This is a genomic window from Nocardioides litoris, from assembly GCF_006346315.1.
Taxonomy (GTDB): Bacteria; Actinomycetota; Actinomycetes; order Propionibacteriales; family Nocardioidaceae; genus Nocardioides; species Nocardioides litoris.
The window spans coordinates 104,451-124,770 of sequence record NZ_VDMR01000001.1 but is presented as its reverse complement, the minus strand read 5'-3'; the positions used below and the strand labels follow the sequence as shown (position 1 = coordinate 124,770).

General features: G+C 75.0%; 17 protein-coding genes. 3 read left to right on the top strand and 14 right to left on the bottom strand.

Features of this window, described 5'->3' with window-relative positions; all coding sequences use genetic code 11:
• Positions 1 to 2: 2 nt before the first annotated feature.
• The 8 genes from araA to FJQ57_RS00570 all read right to left on the bottom strand — a co-directional run bounded on the left by araA (position 3) and on the right by FJQ57_RS00570 (position 10,044).
• A complete protein-coding gene (gene araA / locus FJQ57_RS00605) occupies positions 3 to 1,538 on the bottom strand; it encodes an L-arabinose isomerase (protein WP_139977333.1) in 1,536 nt (511 codons plus the stop codon).
• A gap of 54 nt (positions 1,539 to 1,592) precedes the next feature.
• Positions 1,593 to 2,270 carry an L-ribulose-5-phosphate 4-epimerase gene (locus tag FJQ57_RS00600; RefSeq protein WP_139977332.1) on the bottom strand — a complete coding sequence of 226 codons (678 nt, stop codon included), beginning with the start codon at positions 2,268 to 2,270 and terminating at the stop codon, positions 1,593 to 1,595.
• Positions 2,267 to 4,024, bottom strand: a complete 1,758-nt coding sequence (araB, locus tag FJQ57_RS00595; RefSeq protein WP_139977331.1) for a ribulokinase — start codon at positions 4,022 to 4,024, stop codon at positions 2,267 to 2,269. Before araB ends, FJQ57_RS00600 begins: the two co-directional genes overlap by 4 nt.
• Positions 4,021 to 5,064, bottom strand: a complete 1,044-nt coding sequence (locus FJQ57_RS00590) for a LacI family DNA-binding transcriptional regulator (RefSeq protein ID WP_211348701.1) — start codon at positions 5,062 to 5,064, stop codon at positions 4,021 to 4,023. The genes araB and FJQ57_RS00590 overlap by 4 nt, the downstream gene beginning before the upstream one ends.
• Positions 5,061 to 6,110: a galactofuranose ABC transporter, permease protein YjfF gene (gene yjfF / locus FJQ57_RS00585; RefSeq protein ID WP_139977330.1), complete on the bottom strand. Its 1,050-nt coding sequence runs from the start codon at positions 6,108 to 6,110 to the stop codon at positions 5,061 to 5,063. The genes FJQ57_RS00590 and yjfF overlap by 4 nt, the downstream gene beginning before the upstream one ends.
• Positions 6,107 to 7,216, bottom strand: coding sequence for an ABC transporter permease (locus FJQ57_RS23485; RefSeq protein WP_281284205.1), 1,110 nt, complete (start codon positions 7,214 to 7,216; stop codon positions 6,107 to 6,109). Before FJQ57_RS23485 ends, yjfF begins: the two co-directional genes overlap by 4 nt.
• The gene (locus tag FJQ57_RS00575) at positions 7,209 to 8,852 is read right to left on the bottom strand and encodes a sugar ABC transporter ATP-binding protein (RefSeq protein ID WP_211348700.1); all 1,644 of its coding nucleotides are present in this window, start codon (positions 8,850 to 8,852) and stop codon (positions 7,209 to 7,211) included. Before FJQ57_RS00575 ends, FJQ57_RS23485 begins: the two co-directional genes overlap by 8 nt.
• A 175-nt stretch (positions 8,853 to 9,027) precedes the next feature.
• Positions 9,028 to 10,044 carry an ABC transporter substrate-binding protein gene (locus FJQ57_RS00570; RefSeq protein WP_139977329.1) on the bottom strand — a complete coding sequence of 339 codons (1,017 nt, stop codon included), beginning with the start codon at positions 10,042 to 10,044 and terminating at the stop codon, positions 9,028 to 9,030.
• A 106-nt stretch (positions 10,045 to 10,150) separates the two neighbouring features.
• Here FJQ57_RS00570 and FJQ57_RS00565 point away from each other — a divergent pair, with 106 nt between their 5' ends.
• A complete protein-coding gene (locus FJQ57_RS00565; protein WP_170219204.1) occupies positions 10,151 to 10,876 on the top strand; it encodes a helix-turn-helix domain-containing protein in 726 nt (241 codons plus the stop codon).
• On the opposite strand, the gene FJQ57_RS00560 is transcribed toward FJQ57_RS00565, so the two are convergent.
• From FJQ57_RS00560 to FJQ57_RS00550, 3 genes are all read right to left on the bottom strand, one after another.
• Positions 10,831 to 11,865 (bottom strand): aldose epimerase family protein, encoded by a 1,035-nt coding sequence (locus FJQ57_RS00560; protein ID WP_170219203.1) that lies wholly within the window; start codon positions 11,863 to 11,865, stop codon positions 10,831 to 10,833. The two genes, FJQ57_RS00565 and FJQ57_RS00560, sit on opposite strands and share 46 nt — an antisense overlap.
• 29 nt (positions 11,866 to 11,894) lie before the next feature.
• Complete coding sequence (locus FJQ57_RS00555) at positions 11,895 to 12,926, bottom strand: LacI family DNA-binding transcriptional regulator (RefSeq protein WP_211348699.1); 1,032 nt, start codon at positions 12,924 to 12,926, stop codon at positions 11,895 to 11,897.
• Positions 12,927 to 12,994: 68 nt separating this feature from the next.
• Entirely contained in the window at positions 12,995 to 13,213 is a 219-nt protein-coding gene (locus tag FJQ57_RS00550; RefSeq protein WP_139977327.1) for a hypothetical protein, read from the bottom strand.
• A gap of 244 nt (positions 13,214 to 13,457) precedes the next feature.
• On the opposite strand from FJQ57_RS00550, the gene FJQ57_RS00545 reads away from it, so the two are divergent.
• Together FJQ57_RS00545 and FJQ57_RS00540 are read left to right on the top strand one after the other, a co-directional pair.
• Positions 13,458 to 14,801 (top strand): hypothetical protein, encoded by a 1,344-nt coding sequence (locus FJQ57_RS00545; protein WP_139977326.1) that lies wholly within the window; start codon positions 13,458 to 13,460, stop codon positions 14,799 to 14,801.
• 59 nt (positions 14,802 to 14,860) lie between these two features.
• On the top strand, positions 14,861 to 15,490 hold the full coding sequence (locus FJQ57_RS00540) for a DUF7002 family protein (RefSeq protein WP_139977325.1): 630 nt from the start codon (positions 14,861 to 14,863) through the stop codon (positions 15,488 to 15,490).
• A 38-nt stretch (positions 15,491 to 15,528) separates the two neighbouring features.
• Here FJQ57_RS00540 and FJQ57_RS00535 read toward each other — a convergent pair whose 3' ends face one another.
• The 3 genes from FJQ57_RS00535 to FJQ57_RS00525 form a co-directional block, all read right to left on the bottom strand.
• The gene (locus tag FJQ57_RS00535) at positions 15,529 to 15,780 is read right to left on the bottom strand and encodes a hypothetical protein (protein ID WP_139977324.1); all 252 of its coding nucleotides are present in this window, start codon (positions 15,778 to 15,780) and stop codon (positions 15,529 to 15,531) included.
• A gap of 319 nt (positions 15,781 to 16,099) precedes the next feature.
• Complete coding sequence (locus tag FJQ57_RS00530; protein WP_139977323.1) at positions 16,100 to 19,036, bottom strand: AfsR/SARP family transcriptional regulator; 2,937 nt, start codon at positions 19,034 to 19,036, stop codon at positions 16,100 to 16,102.
• Between the two features lie 98 nt (positions 19,037 to 19,134).
• The gene (locus FJQ57_RS00525) at positions 19,135 to 20,289 is read right to left on the bottom strand and encodes an ROK family transcriptional regulator (protein WP_139977322.1); all 1,155 of its coding nucleotides are present in this window, start codon (positions 20,287 to 20,289) and stop codon (positions 19,135 to 19,137) included.
• Positions 20,290 to 20,320: the final 31 nt, after the last annotated feature.

The following is a 20,320-nucleotide window of genomic DNA, read 5'->3' as shown; positions in this document are numbered from 1 at the left end:
GGTCACAGGCGCTCGGCGAGCCGGTGGTAGGCGGCGTTCCAGCGCAGCTCGCGCTGGAACGTGCGCGGCGTCGTGTCGGCGTCGATGGTCACCATCTCGACCCGCACCATCTCGGCGAAGTCCGAGAACGTCTCGACGTCGACCGCGGTCGAGAGCACCGTGTGGTGAGGGGCGCCGGCCATCAGCCACGCCTCGGCCGAGGTCGACAGCGACGGGCGGGGCTCCCAGACCGCGCAGGCCACCGGCAGCTGCGGCAGGTCCTCGTCGGGCTCGACCAGGTCGACCTCGTTGACGGTCAGCCGGAAGCGGTCGCCGAGGTCGGACAGGCCCGCGACGAGGCCGGCGCCGGGGTCGGCGGTGAACCGCAGCCGCACCGGGTCCTCGCGACCGCCGATGCCGAGCGGGTGGCACTCCAGCGACGGGGTCTGGGAGGTGATGGTCGGGCAGACCTCGAGCATGTGGGCGCCGAGGATCTTCTCGGCCCCCGGAGCCAGGTGGTAGGTGTAGTCCTCCATGAACGACGTGCCGCCGGGCAGGCCCTGGGCCATCACCTTGGTCGTGCGCAGCAGCACCGAGGTCTTCCAGTCGCCCTCGCCGCCGAAGCCGTAGCCGTCGGCCATCAGCCGCTGCACGGCCAGGCCCGGCAGCTGGCGCAGCCCGCCGAGGTCCTCGAAGTTGGTGGTGAACGCGCCGAACCCGCCCTCGCCGAGGAACGTGCGCAGCCCGAGCTCGATCCGGGCGCCGTAGCGCAGCGACTCGTGGCGCTCGCCGCCGGGGAGCAGCGAGGCGTCGACGCGGTAGGTGTCGGCGTACTCGACGCAGAGCTTGTCGACGTGCTCGTCGGCCACGGCGTCGACCACGGCCACCAGGTCGTTGACGCCGTAGGTGTTGACCGAGACCCCGAAGCGCAGCTGGGCCTCGACCTTGTCGCCCTCGGTGACCGCGACGTCGCGCATGTTGTCGCCGAAGCGGGCCAGCTTGAGGCTGCGGACCTCGTGGCGGCCGAGCGCGGCGCGCACCCACCCGGCGATGCGGCGGGCCACGACCGGGTTGGACACGTGGCCCGCGACCGTCTTGCGCGGCACGCCGAGGCGGGACTGGATGAACCCGAACTCCCGGTCGCCGTGGGCGGCCTGGTTGAGGTTCATGAAGTCCATGTCGATGGTCGACCAGGGCAGGTCGACGCCGTGCTGGGTGTGCAGGTGCAGCAGCGGCTTGGCCAGGGCGTCCAGGCCGGCGATCCACATCTTGGCCGGGCTGAAGGTGTGCATCCAGGCCACGACGCCCACGCACTGCGCGGCGCTGTTGGCCTCGAGCATCTGGCGGTGGATGGACCCCGCGTCGAGGAGCACCGGCTTCCAGACCAGCTCGGCCGGCAGGCCCGCCTCGGCCATCGAGGCGGTCAGCTGGGCGGCGATGTCCTGCGACTGCGCGGCCACCTGGTCGAGGGTCTCGGGGCCGTAGAGCGACTGGCTCCCGGTCAGGAACCACACCTCCGGGGCGGGGCGGGACTGCGCCGGCGTCGACGTGGTGGTCATCAGGGTTCCTCTCGGTGGCGAGCGTGGGGAGCGTGTCGGGACGGCCGGGCGCGGTCAGCGCTGGCCGTAGACGTTCTGGTAGCGGTCGAACAGCGAGTCGACGTACCGCTGCTCGATGGGCAGCGGGGTGCCGAGCTGGCGGGAGACGTGCACGGTCCGTGCCACGTCCTCGCACATGACGGCGGCCTTGACGGCGGCCTTGGCCGTGGGGCCGACGGTGAAGACGCCGTGGTTGCGCATCAGCACCGCCGGCGAGCGGCTCCCGCGCAGCGTCTCGACGATGCCGCGGCCGATGGAGTCGTCGCCGATGACCGCGAACGGCCCGACCGGGATCTCCCCGCCGAACTCGTCGGCGCACATCGTCAGCACGCACGGCACGGCCTCGCCGCGCGCGGCCCACGCCGTGGCGTACGTCGAGTGGGTGTGCACCACGCCGCCGACGTGCGGCATCTCGCGATAGACGTAGGCCTGGGCCTCGGTGTCGGAGCTCGGCGCGTGCTCGCCCTCGACGACGCGGCCGTGGAGGTCGCAGACCACCATGTTCTCGGGCGCCAGGTCGTCGTAGGAGACGCCGCTGGGCTTGATGACCAGCAGCTCGCGACCGGGCACGCGCGCGGAGACGTTGCCGGCCGTCCAGACGACCAGCTGGTAGCGGGTGAGCTGCTCGTGCAGCGCGCACACCTCGCGGCGCAGCCGCAGCACGGTGTCCTGCACGTCGTCGACGACGGTCATGCCGAGACCTCCTGGCCCTGGACGCCGGCCCCGCGGGCCCGTCGGCGGGCGACGGCGTCACGGCGCAGCGCCTTGAGCCGGCGCATGGTCGCCTGGTTGCGGCCGAAGTGGTCGTGCAGCGCGACGTACTCGGCGTAGAGGTCGTCGTACTGCTGGGCGCGGGCCTCGTCGGGCAGGAACACCCCGCGGCGCACCTTGCCCATGCTCTTGGCCGCGCTCGGCACGTCGTCGTAGCAGCCGGCCGCGACGGCGGCGTGGATCGCGGAGCCGAGCGCCGGGCCCTGCTCGGAGTCGATGACCGACAGCGGCAGCCGGGTGACGTCGGCGTAGACCTGCATGAGCAGGTGGTTCTTGGCCAGGCCGCCGGCGACCACGAACTCCTCGACCGGCACGCCGCTGTCGCGGAAGGTCTCGACGATGACGCGGGTGCCGAAGGCCGTGGCCTCGAGCAGCGCGCGGTAGACGTCCTCCGGCCTCGTGGCCAGGGTCTGGCCGACGACCAGCCCCGAGAGCTCGTGGTCGACCAGGACCGAGCGGTTGCCGGAGTGCCAGTCGAGCGCGACCAGGCCGTGCTCGCCGACCTCCTGGGCCGCGGCCAGGCGGGTCAGGTGCTCGTGCACCGACTCCCCCGCGGCCTGGGCCGCGGCGACGTACGACGGCGGGACGCTGGTGCGGGTGAACCAGCCGAAGATGTCGCCGACACCGGACTGGCCGGCCTCGTAGCCCCAGCTGCCGGCCACGATGCCGCCGTCGACGACGCCGCACATGCCGGGCACCTCGCGCAGCACGTCGGCCGACATCACGTGACAGGTGGAGGTGCCCATGATGGCGACCATCTGGCCGGCGCCGACGGCCTGCGCGGCCGGGGCGGTGACGTGGGCGTCGACGTTGCCGACGGCGACCGCGATGCCCTCGGGCAGCCCGGTCCAGGCGGCGGCCTGGGCCGACAGGGTGCCGGCGCGCTCCCCGAGCTGGCCGATGGGGTGCTCCAGCTTGTCGGGCACGAAGGCGGAGAAGCCGGGGGCGAGGGCGTCGAGGTAGGCCGCGGACGGGTAGGCGCCGTCCTGGCCCTCGTAGGACTGATACAGCCCCTTGTAGCCGGCGGTGCAGGCGTTGCGCACGTAGGTGCCGCACAGCTGCCACACGATCCAGTCGGCCGCCTCGACCCAGCGCTCCATGCGGTCGTAGAGCTCGCGGTCCTCCTCGAACAGCTGCAGGCCCTTGGCGAACTCCCACTCCGAGGAGATCAGGCCGCCGTAGCGCGGCAGCCACGGCTCGGCGCGCTCCTCGGCCAGCCGGTTGATGCGGTCGGCCTGGGGCTGGGCGGCGTGGTGCTTCCACAGCTTCACGTAGGCGTGCGGACGGCCCGCGAGACCGGGCAGCTCGTTGAGCGGCGTGCCGTCGGCCAGCGTCGGCACCATCGTGCAGGCGGTGAAGTCGGTGGCGATGCCGACCACGTCGGCCGGGTCGACGCCCGCGGCGCGGACGGCGGCCGGCACGGCCTGGCGCAGCACCTCGCGGTAGTCGTCGGGCACCTGCAGCGCCCACTCAGGCGCCAGCTCGGTCGCGGCGGGGTCGAGGTCGGCGGGCAGCCGGTCCTCGACGACGGCGTGCGGGTAGTCGAGCACGGCCGAGCCGAGCTCGGCGCCGTCGGAGACGCGGACGACGAGCGCGCGGCCGGACAGCGTGCCGTAGTCGACGCCGACGACGTAGGTCTCGCGCGGCTGACCGGGCGGGTCGGGCTGGGCGGTCACGGGTGGGTCCTCTCGGGGCGGGGGGCGGAGCTCGCGCGGACGACGAGCTCGGGGGCGATGAGGCGGGCCGGGGCGTCGACCGAGCCGTCGATCGCGGCGCGCAGGATCTCGATGGCGCGGCGGCCGACGGCGCCGAAGTCCTGGCGCACGGTGGTCAGCGGCGGGATGAGGTAGGCCGCCTCGGGGATGTCGTCGAAGCCGACGACGCTGACGTCGTCGGGCACCCGGCGGCCGGCCTCGTGCAGCGCGCGCAGCAGGCCGATCGCCATCTGGTCGTTGGCGCAGAACACCGCGGTCACGTCGCGTCGTGAGGCGATCTCGAGACCCGCCTCGAAGCCGCTGCGGGCCGACCAGTCACCGACCAGGTGCGGCCCGGGGCGCAGGCCCGCGGCGTACATCGCGGTCTGCCAGCCGAGCATGCGGCCGCGGGCCTCGGTCCACGACAGCGGGCCGGTGAGGTGCACGACCTCGGTGTGGCCGAGGTCGAGCAGGTGCCGGGTGGCCAGCTCGGCGCCGGCGGCCTGGTCGACGCCGACCGTCCACGGCGCGCGGCCCTCGTCGCCCTCGACGACGACGACAGGGACGCCGAGCGCGCCCTGGTGCCGGGCGACCTCGAGCGCCTCGTCGGTGGCGGCGATGAGCACGATGCCCTCGACGCCGTGGTCGCGCAGGTGGTTGACCGCGTCGACCATGGCGCCGCGGGTGAGGCTCTGCAGGTTGGCCGAGCTGACGAAGTAGCCGGCCTCGCGGCCGGCGGCCTGGATGGTGCGGTGCACCGTGCTCGGGCCCCAGAACCCGCCCTTGGACCCGATGACGCCGATGGTCGCCGAGCGGCGGGTGACCAGCGCGCGGGCGGCGGTGTTGGGGCGGTAGCCGAGCTGCTTGATGGCCCGCTCGACCCGCTCGCGGGTCTCGGGGCGCAGGTTGTCCTGGCCGTTGACGACGCGCGAGACGGTCTGGTGGGACACCCCGGCGAGCCGGGCGACGTCGGCCATGACCGGCGTCCGCCCGGTGGCGGGACGCGGGGGCACCAGCGTCATGGCTGCCGCCGGGTGAGCAGCCGCTGGACGACCACGAAGACCAGGACGAGGACGCCGATGCTGATGCGGGTCCACCAGGAGCTGAGGGTGCCGTCGAAGGAGATGAAGGTCTGGATCAGGCCCAGCACCATGACGCCGAGCAGCGAGCCGACGACGTAGCCGCGGCCGCCGGTGAGCAGGGTGCCGCCGATGACGACGGCGGCGATGGCGTCGAGCTCCATGCCGACGGCGTTGAGGGAGTAGCCCGAGAGCGTGTAGAGGGAGAACAGGATGCCGCCGAAGGCAGCGCAGAACCCGCTGATCGCGTAGACGGCGACCTTGGTGGAGGCGACGCGCAGGCCCATGAGCATCGCGGAGGACTCGTTGCCGCCGATGGCGTAGACGGTGCGGCCGAAGCGGGTGCTGGCGAGCACGAACGCCGCCACCGCGACCGGCACGAGCGCGACCACGGCCGACCAGCTCACGTAGTAGCCGCCGGGCAGGACGAGCGTGCTGAACGCCCAGGTGCTGAAGGTGTCGTCGGTGATCGGGATCGACTCGGCACTGATGAGGTAGCACAGGCCGCGGGCCAGGAACATGCCGGCGAGCGTGGCGATGAACGGCTGGATGTCGAGGTAGTGGATCAGCAGGCCCATGAGGGTGCCGAGCACCGTGCCGACGACCAGGACCGTGACCACGACGAGCAGCGGCGACCAGCCCATCTGCAGCGTCTTCGCCGCGATGACGGTCGACAGCGCGACGTTGGAGCCGACCGACAGGTCGATGCCGCCGGTGAGGATCACGAAGGTCATGCCGACGGCCAGCACCACGAGGAAGCCGTTGTCGGTGAGCAGGCTGAGCACGGTCTGGGGGTCGGCGAACCCGTCGTAGCGGGCGCCGCCGACGCCGAACATGCCGACGAGCAGGGCGAAGGTCACGAAGACGGGGAGGAACCGCGTGGGCGGCTCGAAGTCCTTGACCCGGTGCCACACCGAGCGGGAGCCGTCGGGGCGAGGGGTGCCGGGGGCCGGGGCCTGCTTGGCGGCGGGGGCGGTGGCGGTGCTCATGCGCGAGCACCTCCCTTCGGGGAGCGGGCGGGGGCGAGGTGCGCGCGCAGGGCGCCGCGGGCCTGCGGGCTCTGCAGCAGGCACACGACCACCACGACGATGGCCTTGAAGAGGTAGTTGGCCTCGGGCGGGATGCCGATGCTGGCGATGGTGCGGGCCAGGGTGGCGATGAAGATCGCGCCGACGAGGGTGCCGGTGAGCGAGAACCGGCCGCCGGCCAGTGAGGTGCCGCCGATGACGACGGCGAGGATCGCGTCGAGCTCGATCCACAGGCCCAGGCTGTTGGCGTTGACGGAATTGGTGTTGGCCGCGATGACCAGGCCGGCCACGCCGGCGCAGAGGCCCGCGAAGACGTAGACGGTCCAGATGATCGTGCGCGACCGGACGCCGGCCAGGCGGCTGGCCTCGGGGTTGATGCCGACGGCCTCGATGAGCATGCCCAGCGCCGTGCGCCGGGTGATGAGCGCGGTCAGGGCGTAGACGCCGACCGCGAGCACGAACGCGATGGGCAGGGTGAGCACGAACCCGGAGGCCATGCCGCTGAAGAAGTCGTTGTTGACCGTGGTGATCTGGCCGTCGGTGACGAGCATGGCCAGGCCACGCCCGGCGACCATGAGCACCAGGGTGGCGATGATCGGCTGGATGCCGACGACCGAGACCAGGAAGCCGTTCCACAGGCCGAGCAGGACGCAGACGGCCAGGGCGTAGGTGCAGGCGATGATCGCCGTCGCCGCGGCGCCCTGGCTGGCGCTGTCGACCAGCGTCGTGCACGCGATGGCGCCGGCGATGGCCGCGACCGCGCCGACCGAGAGGTCGATGCCGCGGGTGGCGATGACCAGGGTCATGCCGATCGCGACCACCAGCACCGGGGCGCTGTTGCGCAGGATGTCGACGAGGTTGCCGAACAGGTGGCCGTCCTGGATCCGGATGGCCAGGAAGCCGGGGTCGGCGGCGACGTTGACCGCGAGCAGCACGACCAGCGCGACGACCGGCCACACCAGCTGGTGCGACAGCGCCGCGGCCAGCGGGCCGCGGCGCACGACGAGCTGGGTCGGGTCGTCGCTGGTCTGCGGGACCTCGGTGGGCGGCTTGAGGGTGTCAGCCACGGGTCTCCTCCTTCTCGGTCGTGGTGGCCTGGGGGCCGGCGATGATCTCCAGGACGTCGCTGACGCTGACGCCGTCGTTGGGCCGCTCGGCGATCTTGCGGCGGTCGCGCATCACGACGAGCCGGTCGGAGAGGCGGAGCACCTCCTCCAGCTCGGCGGAGATGAAGACCACCGACATCCCCTGCGCGGCCAGGTCGGCGACGAGGGCCTGGATCTGGGTCTTGGCGCCGATGTCGATGCCGCGGGTGGGCTCGTCGAGGATCAGCAGCTCGGGCTCGGTGATGAGCCAGCGGGCCAGCAGCACCTTCTGCTGGTTGCCGCCGGAGAGGTTGCGCATGAGCGCGTGCGGGTCGGCGGGCCGGATGTCGAGGGCCTTGATGTACTGGTCGACCAGCTGCGTGCGCACCGCCTGCGGGATCGGGCGCAGCCAGCCGCGGGAGGCCTGCAGGGCCAGCAGCATGTTGTCGGCGACGGTGAGGTCGCCGATGACGCCCTCGCCCTTGCGGTCCTCGCTGGAGAAGGCGACCTTGCGGTCGATGGCGTGGCGCGGGCTGCGCAGGCGGCGCCGGCCCGGTCGTCCCGACCGCCTGCCCGTCGCCGAGCCGACCTCGAGGCTGCCGCGGTCGGCGGTGTCGGCGCCGAAGAGGAGGCGGGCGAGCTCGGTGCGGCCCGAGCCCAGCAGGCCGGCGATGCCGATGACCTCGCCGGGGAAGAGCTCGAGGTCGGTGGCCTCGAGCGTGCCCTTGCGGCCCAGGCCGACGGCGGTCAGGACCGGGACGGCGGGCTCCGCGGGCTCCTCGGCCGCGGCGGCCGCGTCGCGGTCGAGGCGCTCGAGCACCTCGAGGTCGCGGCCGATCATCAGCTGGACGAGCTCGAGCTGGCTGGTGTCGGCGACCATCCGCTCCTCCACCAGGCGGCCGTTGCGCAGGATCGTCATCCGGTCGGAGATCTCGTAGACCTGGTCGAGGAAGTGCGAGACGAAGACGATCGCCACGCCCTTCTCGCGCAGGTGGCGCATGACGTCGAAGAGCTTGGCGACCTCGTCGGAGTCCAGGCTCGAGGTGGGCTCGTCGAGGATCAGCACGCGGGCATCGACGTCGACGGCCCGGGCGATGGCGACCAGCTGCTGCACGGCGATCGGGTGCGAGCCGAGGACCGAGCGTGGGTCGACGTCGATGCCGAGGCGCTGCAGGACCGCGGCGGCGCGGCGGTTCATGGCGAAGGTGTTGATGGCACCGGCGATGCGGGGCTCCCGCCCGAGCATCATGTTCTCGGCGACGGTGAGGTTGGGGACCAGGTTGACCTCCTGGTACACCGTGCTGATGCCGGCGTCCTGGGCGGCGGCCGGCGAGCCGAACGAGCGCTGCTCGCCGCCGACGAGCACGGTGCCGCCGTCGATGGAGTAGACGCCGGTGAGCGCCTTGATCAGGGTCGACTTGCCGGCGCCGTTCTCGCCCATGAGCGCGTGGACCTCACCGGGGTACAGGCGCACGCTCACCTCCGAGAGCGCCTTGACCGCCCCGAAGGTGATGGAGATGTCGCGCATCTCCACGACCGGGACGGGGGCGTCGGCCGGACGGCCCGCGCTGGTCGCGGTGGTCGCGTCGGGCAGGACGGGGGCCTCGGTCTGCGTCATCAGGTACCTCCGGTGGTGCGGGCGAGCTGGGGGGTGGGGCGGGGTGTGACAGGTGCTGGCGGTCCGCCGCGGGCCCGGCCTCGGTGGGGCCGGACCCGCGACGGGCACGAGGGGGACGGGCGGTCGGCCCGTCGGGTGCGCTGCGGGCGACCCGGTGGGGTCGGCCCAGCGCCGCTCAGTAGGCGCGGGTCGGGAGGACCTCGGCGGCCTGCTCCTGGGTGAAGGTGGTCTCCTCCGTCACGACGCGGGCGGGGACCTCCTCGCCGTCGAGGACCTTCTTGGCCAGGTCCATCAGCTGGGGCCCGAGGAGCGGGCTGCACTCGACGATGAAGTTGATCTTGCCCTCGGACAGGGCGGTCATCCCGTCCTTGACGGCGTCGATCGTGATGATCTTGACGTCCTTGCCGGGCTCGAGGCCGGCGGCCTCGATGGCCTCGATCGCGCCGAGGCCCATGTCGTCGTTGTGCGCGAAGACGACGTCGATGCCGTCCTCGGACTGCAGGAAGGCCTCCATGACCTGCTTGCCGCCGTCGCGGGTGAAGTCACCGGTCTGCGACTGGCTGATGGCGATCTCGGGGTTGCTCGAGATGACCTCCTCGAAGCCCTCCTTGCGGTCGATGGCCGGGGCGGCACCGGTGGTGCCCTGCAGCTCGACGACGTTGATGTCGCCGTCACCGTCGACGTCGGCGTCGGCGGCGTTGTCGACCAGCCACTGGCCGGCCTTCTTGCCCTCCTCGACGAAGTCGGACCCCAGGAAGGTCTTGTAGAGCGAGGTGTCCTCGGAGTCGACCGCGCGGTCGGTGAGGATGACCGGGATGCCGGCCCGCTTGGCCTCCTGCAGGACACCGTCCCAGCCGGTCTCGACGACCGGGGAGAAGGCGATGACGTCGACCTTCTGCTGGATGTAGGAGCGGATGGCCTTGATCTGGTTCTCCTGCTTCTGCTGGGCGTCGGAGAACTTCAGCTCGATGCCGGCGTCGGCGGCCGACTCCTGGATGTTGGTGCTGTTGGCCGTGCGCCAGCCGGACTCGGCGCCCACCTGGGCGAAGCCCATGGTGATCTTGCCGTCGCTGCCGGCGCCCTTGCCGCCGGTCTCGTTGCCGCCGCCGGCCTCGCTGCTGCTGCCGCAGGCGGTCAGCGTGAGGGCCGTCAGGGCGACCGCGCTGATGGCGGCCAGGTTCTTCTTCACCACGGGATTTTCCTCCAGATCAGGGGCATCGGTGCCCATGTGACCGGTGTCACTGCGGATGAGTGTGAACGCTAACATGAGCGTCGTCAACCGTTTCGAGGAGATTGATGTGAACGTTCACCCGGCGCCGACCGTCGACGCCTCGGTGCCCGGCCGCTCGCTGCGCCCGCTGCGCGTCGCCGCCGGCGTGCCCGTCACCCGGCTGGCCGCCGCGGCCGAGGTCCGCGCCGCGACCGTCTACAACTGGGAGGCCGGACGGGCCCGCATCCCCCGCAGTGCGGTGCCCGCGCTGGCCGGGGCGCTGGGCGTGCCGCCCGAGGCGCTGCGCCGGCTGCTGCGCACCCCGCTGCGCGCGCCCGAGCCCGCCCCCGCCTCCCCGCTGCGCCGGCTGCGGCTGCGCAGCGGGCTGTCGCAGGAGGTCGTCGCGAGCCGGGTGGGCTCGACCCGGCACACGGTCGGCTCCTGGGAGGGCGGCACCCCGCCGCCCCTGGTGATGCTGCGGCGCCTCGCGTCGGCGTACGGCGTCCCGGTGGCGACCGTGGCCGAGGCGGCGGGCGTGGAGCCGCCCCGCGAGCTCGACCCGCGTCGCTGGCGGGTGGGCGACCTGCCAGCGGTGCTGCGCACGTGGCGCTCGTGGGCGGGCCTGACGCAGCGCGAGCTCGGCGACCTGCTGGGGTGCACGACCGACGCCGTGCGCGGGTGGGAGGCCGGTCGGGGCGTCCCCTCGGCACGCAACCGGGCCCGCCTCGAGCGGGTGCACCGGCTCCCGGTCGGCGCCCTGCTGGCGGCCTACCCCTCGAGCAGCTCGAACCTCCAGGCCAACTGCGCGCGGTAGGTCTCGCCGGGCCGCAGCACCGCGCTCGGCCAGCCGGGGCCGCTGCGGCGGGGCGTGTCGGGCGCGAGCTGGGGCTCCAGGGCCAGGCCGTCGCCCTGGCGGTAGGCCACGCCCTCCCGCGAGCGCCGGGTGCCGTCGAGGAAGTTGCCGGTGTAGACCTGCAGGCCGGGCTGGTCGGTCGAGAGCACCATCCGGGTGCGGGTCGTGGGCTCGTCGAGCCAGGCCACCTCGCGCCAGCCCTCACCGTCGAGCACCAGGTTGTGGTCCAGGCCGGGCCCGAGGCGCACCTGCGGGTGGTCGGCGCGCACGACCGGACCGAGCGCCGGGCCCTCGCGCAGGTCGAACGGCGTGCCGTCGACCGGCTCGTGGTCGCCCAGCGGGATGCCGGTCTCGTCGACCGGCGTGAAGCGGGAGGCCGCCACGCGCAGCCGGTGGCCGTCGACCGTGCCGGAGCCGTCGCCGGCCAGGTTGAGGTAGGCGTGGCTGGTCAGGTTGACCACCGTCGGCGCGTCGGTGGTGGCCTCGAAGGTCTGGCGCACGCTGGTCGCGTCGACCTCGAAGGTGACGGTCGCGGTGACCTCGCCGGGGAACCCCTGGTCGCCGTCGGGGCTGGTGATCCGCAGCACCAGGCGACCGTCGCCGTGCTCGACCAGGGTCCAGGGGCGGCGGTCGAAGCCGTCGGGGCCGCCGTGCAGGTGGTTGCCGCGGTCGGACGTGCCGACCTGCACCGCCCGGCCGTCGAGCTCGAAGGCACCGCCCGCGATCCGGTTGGCGTAGCGCCCGATCGTGCCGCCGATGAACAGTCCGGCGTCGAGGTAGTCCTGGGGCGTGGCGTGGCCGAGCACGACGTTGCGTCGGGTGCCGTCGCCCCCGGTGACCTCCAGCCGGTGAACGGTCGCGCCGTGCTCGAGGACGGTGAGCACCGGCCCGGGGGCCGCCCCGATGGTCCAGGCGGGGTGAGCGTGCACGGCGGCGTCGGAGTCGGTCACGCTGTGAACGCTAACAGCGCGCGGGCCGGTCAGGCACCGGAGCGCGGGGCCGCGGTCGAGGCCCGGACCGCGAGCTCGGGCAGCAGCGGGGCCGCCGTGCCGTCCTCGTCGCCACCGAGCACCCGCAGCGTCACCGCGAGGGCCTGGCGCCCCAGCGCCGCGAAGTCCTGGGTGACGGTGGTCAGCGCCGGCCAGTAGAACGCGGCCTCGGGCACGTCGTCGAAGCCGACCACGCTGACGTCGTCGGGCACCCGGCGACCGCGCTCGTGCAGGGCCTGCATGACGCCGAGCGCCATGGCGTCGTTGGCCACGAAGACCGCGGTGACGTCGGGGTCGTCGGCGATCTTCAGCCCGGCGGCGTGACCGCTCGCCGGTGACCAGTCGCCGCTGAGCTCGGGCCCCGGCAGCAGCCCGCGGGCCTCGTGGGCGCGGCGCCAGCCGTCGCGGCGCTGGTCGGCCTCGACCCAGTCGCGGGGGCCGGTCAGGTGGGCGACGTGGCGGTGGCCGAGGTCGAGGAGGTGCTCGGTCGCGGTGACGGCACCGGCGACCTGGTCGATGCCGGCCGCGTGCTGCTCGCCGCCGGCCAGGCCCTGCACGACCACCACCGGGACCGGCGGGGAGAGGGCCTGCACCTGGGCGGCGGCGTCGCGGTGGGTGACCGCCACGACCAGCGCCTCCACGGCCTGGTCGAGCAGCCGGTCGACCGCGGCCGGCAGCGCGCCGTCGTCGTAGTCGGCCAGCGCGACCAGCGCCACCTCGTAGCCCGCGTCGTGGCCGGCCTGCTGCACCGAGCTGGCGACCATGGTCGGCCCGTAGAGCCGCAGCTGGGTGGCCACGACCCCGATGCGCCCGGAGCGGTTGGTGGCCAGCTGCCGGGCCGCGCTGTTGCGGCGGTAGCCCATCTCCCGGATCGCCTCCAGCACCCGGGCCCGGGTGTCGTCGCGCACCAGGGGCGACTGGTTGAGCACCCGGCTCACGGTCTGGTGGGACACGCCGGCCCGGGCCGCCACGTCGGCCATGGAGGGGCTGCGCCCTCGCGTGCGCGGTGTGGCCCGGGTCATGTGCGCATCGTAGGGACGCCTCTTGCGACAGCCGCGCTCCCGGGGGTGCCCGGGCGAGCCGGGAGACCTCACCCCCGCCGCACGCGCACGCGCAGGGTGTCCTGGTCCGGCCGGTGCGTCGCGCTGCCGGCGTACCGGACCACGAGGACGGCGCGGCCGAGCCCGAGACGGCGGGCGGGCACCCGCAGGGACGCCCGGCCCCGGGCGTCGAGGCGGCCGGCGGCGAGCACCCGGCCCCGCTCGACGAGTCGGACCACGCCGGCCGGGCGGCCGGTGGCGGCCAGCACCCGGACCGAGGCGGGTCGGGGGGCGGGACGGCGCAGGGCGCTCCTTCGAGCTGGACGTCGCCCTGGAACGACAGACATGGGATGTCGGAGCTCACGTAGACGGGGTCGACGGATCGCGGATGTGCTCTCCCGGCGGCCTTTCTGGGGCCGGTGAGCGCTCACAGGTCGCCGGGCGGCGCCGGACGATCGGGGTAGGTTCGCCGTCCTGCGCGTCGCTCGGGACGCGCCCTCGGAAGGGACCCCCATGCCCCACCCCGCCCCAGCCCTGCGGACCGCACTGCTCGCGGTCCCCCTCGTCCTCCCGGTGCTGTCGGTGCTCTCGGGCGCCCCGGCCACCGCGGCGCCCCCGGCCCCGGGAGCCGCGGCGGCCGCAGCCACCTGCGAAGGACGGCCGGCCACCGTCATCGGCGAGCCCGGCCAGGGGCTGCTGCGCGGGACACCCGGACCCGACGTGGTCGTCAGCGGCGGGGCACGCTCGGTGCAGACCTACGGCGGCGACGACCTCGTCTGCGTCGACGTCCACCCCGCCGACCTCGCCCCGGTGGTGCGCACCGGGGACGGAGCCGACCGGGTCGTCGTCACCTCGACCGAGGCACGCGGGGTCCGCGCCGTCCTGGGCCGCGGAGCCGACACCTTCGTCGGCGGGCCCGGCGGCGACCAGGTCGGCACCGGCACCGTCGAGGCGGGCGGCACGAGCCCGGACCGTGACGCCGGCCGCGACGTGGTCGAGACCCGCGGCGGTGACGACGCGGTGCAGGTCGGGGGCGCGACGATGCGCGACACCGCACGCCTGGGCGACGGGGACGACCGGGTCTTCGTGGCCGCGCGCCGGGCGGGCACGGGCGCCTGGCTGCAGGGCGGCGCAGGCCGCGACGAGGTGGTGGCGTGGGGTCCGCGCAGCAGCGCGGTGCGGCCGTCGCAGCCGGTCGTCGTCGACAACGGCCGGGGCGTCGCCACCCGAGCCGGCGCCCGCTGGTGGCGGTTCGGCGGGCTCGAGGGGTTCGACCTCTCGGCCGCCTCCGGATCCGTCACCTTCCGCGGGTCCGGGGCGGCCGAGTCGCTGGTCGTCGACCGGCCCGCGTCCCTGGAGGCCGACCTGGGGCCCGGGCGCGACGCCGTGCGGATGCTCGCGCCGGTCCGGGGCGCACGGCTGGCCGCCGGCCCCGGCCGCGACCGGCTCGACCTGCGCGGCGCCGGCGACGCCGACGTCGACCTGGGCCTCGGTCGCGCCCGCGTCGGCTCCGCCTCGGCCGTGACGAGGTCCTTCGCCGACCTCGGCCTGGTCGTGAGCGGGGACGCCCGGTTCCGCGGCACCGACCAGCCGAACTCGCTGCGCGTCGTCGCGTGCTCCATCGACGCCGCCGGGCTCGGTGGTGCCGACGCCCTCGAGATCGTGCCCGCCACCGACGACGAGCTGCTCCCCGACTGCCGCCGCCGCGGCACCCTGCGCGGCGGCCCGGGCGCCGACGTCCTCGTCGGCTCGCTGCGCGACGACGTGCTGCTCGGCGGCCCCGGGCGCGACTCCGCCGCCGGAGGCCGCGGCTCCGACCTCTGCCGCGCCGAGCGCCGGGTGGGCTGCGAGCGTTGAGTGCGTCAGCCGGGTGAGCCGGGTGGGCGGCCGCGCCGGGACCCCGGCACGATGGGAGCGTGGAACCAGAGGAGCTGGTACGCCGGCACCCGCGGGTCTTCCACGTCGCCCCCGCCCTGGCCTGGCCGTCGATCGAGCGGCACGGCCTGCTGCCCGCCGCCGACCTGGTCGCCCTGCACGGCGTGACCGGGGCGCGCCGCCGCGACCTGCTCGAGTCGCCCCGCCGCTCCCCCGCGCTCCTCGAGGCACCCGGCGAGCCGCCGGCCCTGCTGCGTGACCAGCGTCCGATGAAGTACCTGGCCGAGCGCATCGCCCCGCACAGCTCGGTCGCGCAGTTCCTCGCGGCCGTCAACGGCCGGGTCTTCTGCTGGGCCACCCCCGCCCGCCTCGCCCGCCTCCGCGGCGCCCGGGCCTACCGCGACCTCCCCCAGCTCGTGCTCCACCTCGACACCGCCCGGCTGCTGGAGCGGCACGGCGACCGCGTCGGCCTGTGCCGACTCAACTCCGGCGCGATCATGTACCCCACCCACCCGGTCCGCGGCCACGACGTGTGGCAGCCCGTGGCGGACTACCCCTACGACGAGCTGCGCCGCCGCCACGGCGCCGCCGGCGCGCTCGCCGAGGTCACCGTCCTCGGCCCCGTCGCCGACGCCCTCGACCTGGTCGTGGAGGTCGAGGACGTCGGCTGAGGTGCGGGTGGGAGGGGCGGCGGGCACCCGGCCCCGGACTACGCCGGCGGCTCGATCCTCCGGATGTCCGCGGGGGAGAAGCACCCGACGTAGCCGCCGCTCGGACCGGTCCGGTAGCGCACCATGCCGACCCAGCCCGTCGAGGGGTAGCTGATCCACTCCAGGAGCTCGGCGTCGTACCACCCGTCCGGGGCAGCACCGCTGGTGACGTGGACCTCGCACGGGATCGGTGGCCGGGGGGCGATGTGGACGGTGCTGCGATCGCGGGGTGCTGGCATCGGGCTGGGCATGGACCCATCGTGCCCCACATCGAACACATGTTCGACAGCGCGATGTCACCAGGCGAGTGCTCGACCGGCGGTCTGCGAGCGTTCACAGCACCGCCACCGCTCTTGACGCCCCAAGGTGACCGTGGTCACACACCGCTGTTGTCAGCGCTTGCAAGGCAAGGGTCCGCGATGCCCCGATCACTCCGCCTCGTCGCCACCGGGGCCGTCGCGCCCTGGCCGCACCCCTGGGCTCGCTGCGCTCGCACCTCAGCCACCGGAGGGCCAGGGGCCGCCGGGCGGGCGACCGCGTCGAGCCGAGCCGGCCGCCGACCCGGACCCGTCAGCCGACCGCGAGCCGCAGCGCCTCGGCGATCGTGAGCGACCGACCGGCGGCCCGGGCGGCGTCGTCGGCCTCGTCACCGAGCTCGGCCCGGGCCCGCTGGGCCGCACGGTCGCGGGCCTCGTCGTCGGGCTGGTAGTAGCTGATCGCGCGCGCGGCCTCGGTGTCGCGGAAGGCCGCGGCGGCCCCGAGCAGGCGACCGTGCCGCTCGGCCGCGGCGGCGTCGTACGCCGTGGCGCCGACCGACTCGACGACGACGAGCGCGTCGAGGAAGTAGGACAGGTTGGTCAGGTCACCGACGCCCTCGGCGAGGCGCAGGCCCTCCACCAGGTGGGCGCGGGCGGCGGCGGGGTCGGCCTCGCTGTGCGCGAGGTACCAGAGCGTCGTGTAGGCCGCGAGCCGGTCGCCGCTGGCGTGGGCGATCTCGAGACCGCGCCGCAGGTGGTGCAGGGCCTCCTCGTGCCGGCCGGTGCCGAGCAGGGCGGTGCCGAGCCAGCAGTGGCCGAGCGAGAGGATCCACGGGCCGTAGCCGGTGGCGCCCTCCTCGGTCGCGACCAGCTCCTCGGCGACCGCGATGGCCTCGCGCTGGTGGGCCTCGGTGCCGACCAGGTCGCCCCGGGCGATGGCCACGATGCCGAGGCCGGCGACCGAGTTGGCCAGCGGCTCGAGGTCGCCGTCGGCGCGGGCGGCGGCGACCACGGCGACGTACTCGGCCTCGGCGACGTCGAGGTCACCCTGGGAGTAGGCGAGCGCCGCCCCCGCCAGGCGCGCCCGCACCGCGACGGGCCGCGACAGGCGCGGGTCGTCGACCACCGCGGCGACCGCGCGGCGGCCGACGGTGGTGAAGCTGCGCCACCACCAGTAGAGCCACAGCGCCCACACCAGCCGGCCCGCGACCTCGCCGTCGCCGGGTCCGCGTGACCACTCGTGGGCCCGCAGCAGGTTGGCGTGCTCGAAGTCGATGACCTCCAGCCACGCCAGCTGGTCGGCGGCGAGCAGGCCCTGGCCGGCGCGCTCGGCGAGCTCGACGAAGTGGGCGGCGTGCGCGGTGGCGGCCTCGGCCAGCTCGTCCTGGGCGAGGAGCGAGCGGGCGTGCTGGGCGGCCGGCTCGAGCATGCCGTAGCGGGTGTCCCGCCCGCCCCAGCTCGTGGTGACGAGCGAGTGCTCGACCAGCGTCTCCAGCGCCGAGTGGACCTCCGGCCCCTCGAGCACCTGCAGGGTGTCGAGCGTCCAGCCGCCCGAGAAGACCGCGAGGCGGCGGTAGAGGCGCTGGGCGTCGCCGTCGAGCAACCGGTAGCTCCAGTCGAGCGTGGCCCGCATCGTGCGCTGCCGCTCGGGCAGGTCGCGCGGTCCGGACCCGAGCGCGGAGTCGAGCCGCTCGAGCAGGGCCTCGGGCCCGAGGATGCGGAGCCGGGCGCTGGCGAGCTCGACGGCCAGGGGGATGCCCCCGAGGCGACGCACGATCTCGACCACCGTCGCGGCATTGCCGGCGTCGAGGCGGAAGCCGGGCGCGACCGCCCGGGCGCGCTGCACGAACAGCTCGACCGCCGACGACGCCTGCGCCTCGGCCAGCCCCACGGCCCGCCCGGCCGTGCCCGGCACGGCGAGGGGCCGTACCGGCCACTCCTGCTCCCCGCCGACCCGCAGCGGCGCGCGGCTGGTCGCGACGACGGTCAGCCCCGGCAGCGCCGCCACCAGGGCCGCGACGTCGGGCGCGGCGTCGAGCAGGTGCTCCAGGTTGTCGAGCACGAGCAGCAGCCGGCGTCCGGCGAGCTGCTCGGCCAGGACGCGTACGCCGTCCGGCCCGGTGGGCGCGGTCTGGCCGAGGGCGCGCGCGATGGTCGGCACCACCAGCGCCGGGTCGAGGGTCGTGGCGAGCGGCACCAGCACGACGCCGTCGGGGAACGGCGACGCGGGGGCGTCGGGCCCGGCGAGGTGGTCGGCGAGCCGGCTCGCGAGCCGGGTCTTGCCCACGCCGCCGAAGCCGGTGAGCGTGAGGAGCCGTGCCCCCGACCGGACGACGTCGGCCAGCTCGGCCAGGTCGTCCTCGCGGCCGACCAGGCTCGTGGGCGGGACGACCAGGGCCGCGCGACCGATGCCGGCCGAGCCCGACCCGGCGACCTCGGCGGGCAGGCTGGCGGAGGTCGGCGCGGCGGCCACGGGCGGGGCGGCCGGGGCGTCGAGGGTCGGGTCCTGCCGCAGCACCTGGTCCTGCAGCGCGCGCAGCGCGGGTCCGGGGTCGACCCCGAGGTGCTCGGCCAGCTCCGACCGGGCCCGGCCGAGGGCGGCGAGCGCGTCGGCCTGCCGGCCGCTGCGGTAGAGCGCCAGCGCGTACGACGCCCACAGCCCCTCGCGCAGCGGCTCGTCGTGCACCAGCGCGGCCAGTTCGTCGAGGACCGCCAGGTGGCGGCCGAGCGCGAGGTCGAGCTCGATCGCCAGCTCGCGGGCCTGCAGCAGGGTCTCCCCCAGCCGCTCGCCCTCGGCCCGGGCGAAGTCGGCCGGCACGTCGGCGTACGCCGGGCCGCGCCAGAGGTCGAGCGCCTCGCCGACCGTGGCGCGGGCGGCGTGCGGGTCGGGGTCGGTGCGGGCACGGCGCAGCAGCCCGCGGAACCGCTGGGCGTCGAGCGCCCCCGCGTCGAGCACGAGCTGGTAGCCCGGGGCCCGGGTGCGCAGGACCGCGACCCCGAGGTCGTCGTCGCCGCTCGCGGCGGCGAGGCGGGCGCGCACCCGCGAGACGTAGCTGAGGAGGGTCACGCTCGCGCGCGGCTGCTCGTCGTCCCAGATGCGGTCGACGAGCTGGTCGGCCGAGACGACCCGCCCCTCCTCGACGGCCAGGGCGGCGACGACCGTGCGCAGCGAGGGCGACAGCGGCACCGGCCGGCCGTCGACGGTGACCTCCACGGGCCCGAGCACGCCGACCCGGACCGTCCCCTCCACGGCGAGGACTGTAGGGGATCGCGCGATGGCCGGTGGGGCATTTTGCGTCGGCGACGGGACGCGCCCGGAGGCGGCCCGCCGGCTCGGGCGGACGCGCGTCAGCCGCGGGCGAGCTCGGCGAGGCGGGCGTCGACGGCGGCGGGGCTCAGGACGTGGTCGAGGGCCATGGCCGCGCAGCCCACCAGGCCGGCCCGGTCGCCGTACGTCGAGGCGAGCAGGCGCAGGTCGCGGGTGGCGAGGGCGGCGGCGCGGGCGTAGACGCTCTCGCGGACGCCGGCGGCGTAGGCGTCGAAGGCGGCGGCCATGTCGCCACCGAGCACGACGGCCTGCGGGTTGAGCAGGTTGATGGCCACGGCGAGCACCTCGCCGAGGCGGCGGCCGGCCTCGCGCAGGTGGCGCTTGGCGTCGGCGTCGCCGGCCACGGCGAGGGCGGCGAGGTCACGCACGTGCTCGACCCGGTGGCCGGCCTCCTGCAGCTCGGCGACGAGCGCCCAGCCGCCGGCGATGGTCTCCAGGCAGCCGACGTCACCGCAGCGGCACCGCCGCCCGGCGGCCGCGTCGACCTTGGTGTGGCCGATCTCGCCGGCCGCACCGAGGTGGCCGGCGACGACCCGGCCCTCGGCGATGATGCCGAGCCCGAGGCCGGTGGAGGCCTTGACCACGACGAGGTCGCGGTAGGTCGCGGCGTGGCCGAGCCGCTCGGAGCGGGCGAGCACGTCGGCGTCGTTGGCGACGTACACCGGACCCGGCTGGCGCAGGTACGCCGCCAGGTCGACGCCGTCCCAGCCGGGCATGGCCGGGGAGTCGATGCTGACGCCCCGGACGGGGTCGACGGTGCCGGGCAGGCTGACGCCGGTGCCGTGCACCGGGGGCGACCCGAGGTCGGCGAGGTGCTTGGCCAGCCGGTCGGCGACCTGCGGCATGACGTCGTCGGGCGAGGCGCCGACCGCGTGCTCGGCGGAGCTGGCGACCAGCTCCTCGCCGGCGAGGTCGAGCACGCCGACCTGCGAGCGGGAGCGGCCGACGGCGGCGGCGAGCACCACGCCGGCGGCCGGGTTGAAGGCGACGCCGCCTGCGGGCCGGCCGCCGGTCGAGGCCAGCTCGTCGCCGGGCACGACCAGCCCGAGGTCCTCGAGCGCGGAGAGGCGGGCGTTGACCGCGGTGCGCGACAGACCGGTCTCGCGGCTGAGCTCGGAGCGGCTCGGGGACCCCCCGTGGCGCACCAGCTGCAGCAGCTCCCCCGCGGTCGTCATCTGGTCATCCTGACTTATGTTCGGCAAATAC

Bases quoted from the DNA above. Each gene is read 5' to 3' on its own strand.
- FJQ57_RS00545 (WP_139977326.1), top strand. From the start codon at position 13,458: ATGCCCCACCCCGCCCCAGCCCTGCGGACCGCACTGCTCGCGGTCCCC.
- FJQ57_RS00590 (WP_211348701.1), bottom strand. From the start codon at position 5,064: ATGACGCTGGTGCCCCCGCGTCCCGCCACCGGGCGGACGCCGGTCATG.
- FJQ57_RS00535 (WP_139977324.1), bottom strand. From the start codon at position 15,780: ATGCCCAGCCCGATGCCAGCACCCCGCGATCGCAGCACCGTCCACATC.
- FJQ57_RS00555 (WP_211348699.1), bottom strand. From the start codon at position 12,926: ATGACCCGGGCCACACCGCGCACGCGAGGGCGCAGCCCCTCCATGGCC.
- araA (WP_139977333.1), bottom strand. From the start codon at position 1,538: ATGACCACCACGTCGACGCCGGCGCAGTCCCGCCCCGCCCCGGAGGTG.
- FJQ57_RS00525 (WP_139977322.1), bottom strand. From the start codon at position 20,289: ATGACGACCGCGGGGGAGCTGCTGCAGCTGGTGCGCCACGGGGGGTCC.
- FJQ57_RS00575 (WP_211348700.1), bottom strand. From the start codon at position 8,852: ATGACGCAGACCGAGGCCCCCGTCCTGCCCGACGCGACCACCGCGACC.
- FJQ57_RS00600 (WP_139977332.1), bottom strand. From the start codon at position 2,270: ATGACCGTCGTCGACGACGTGCAGGACACCGTGCTGCGGCTGCGCCGC.
- yjfF (WP_139977330.1), bottom strand. From the start codon at position 6,110: ATGAGCACCGCCACCGCCCCCGCCGCCAAGCAGGCCCCGGCCCCCGGC.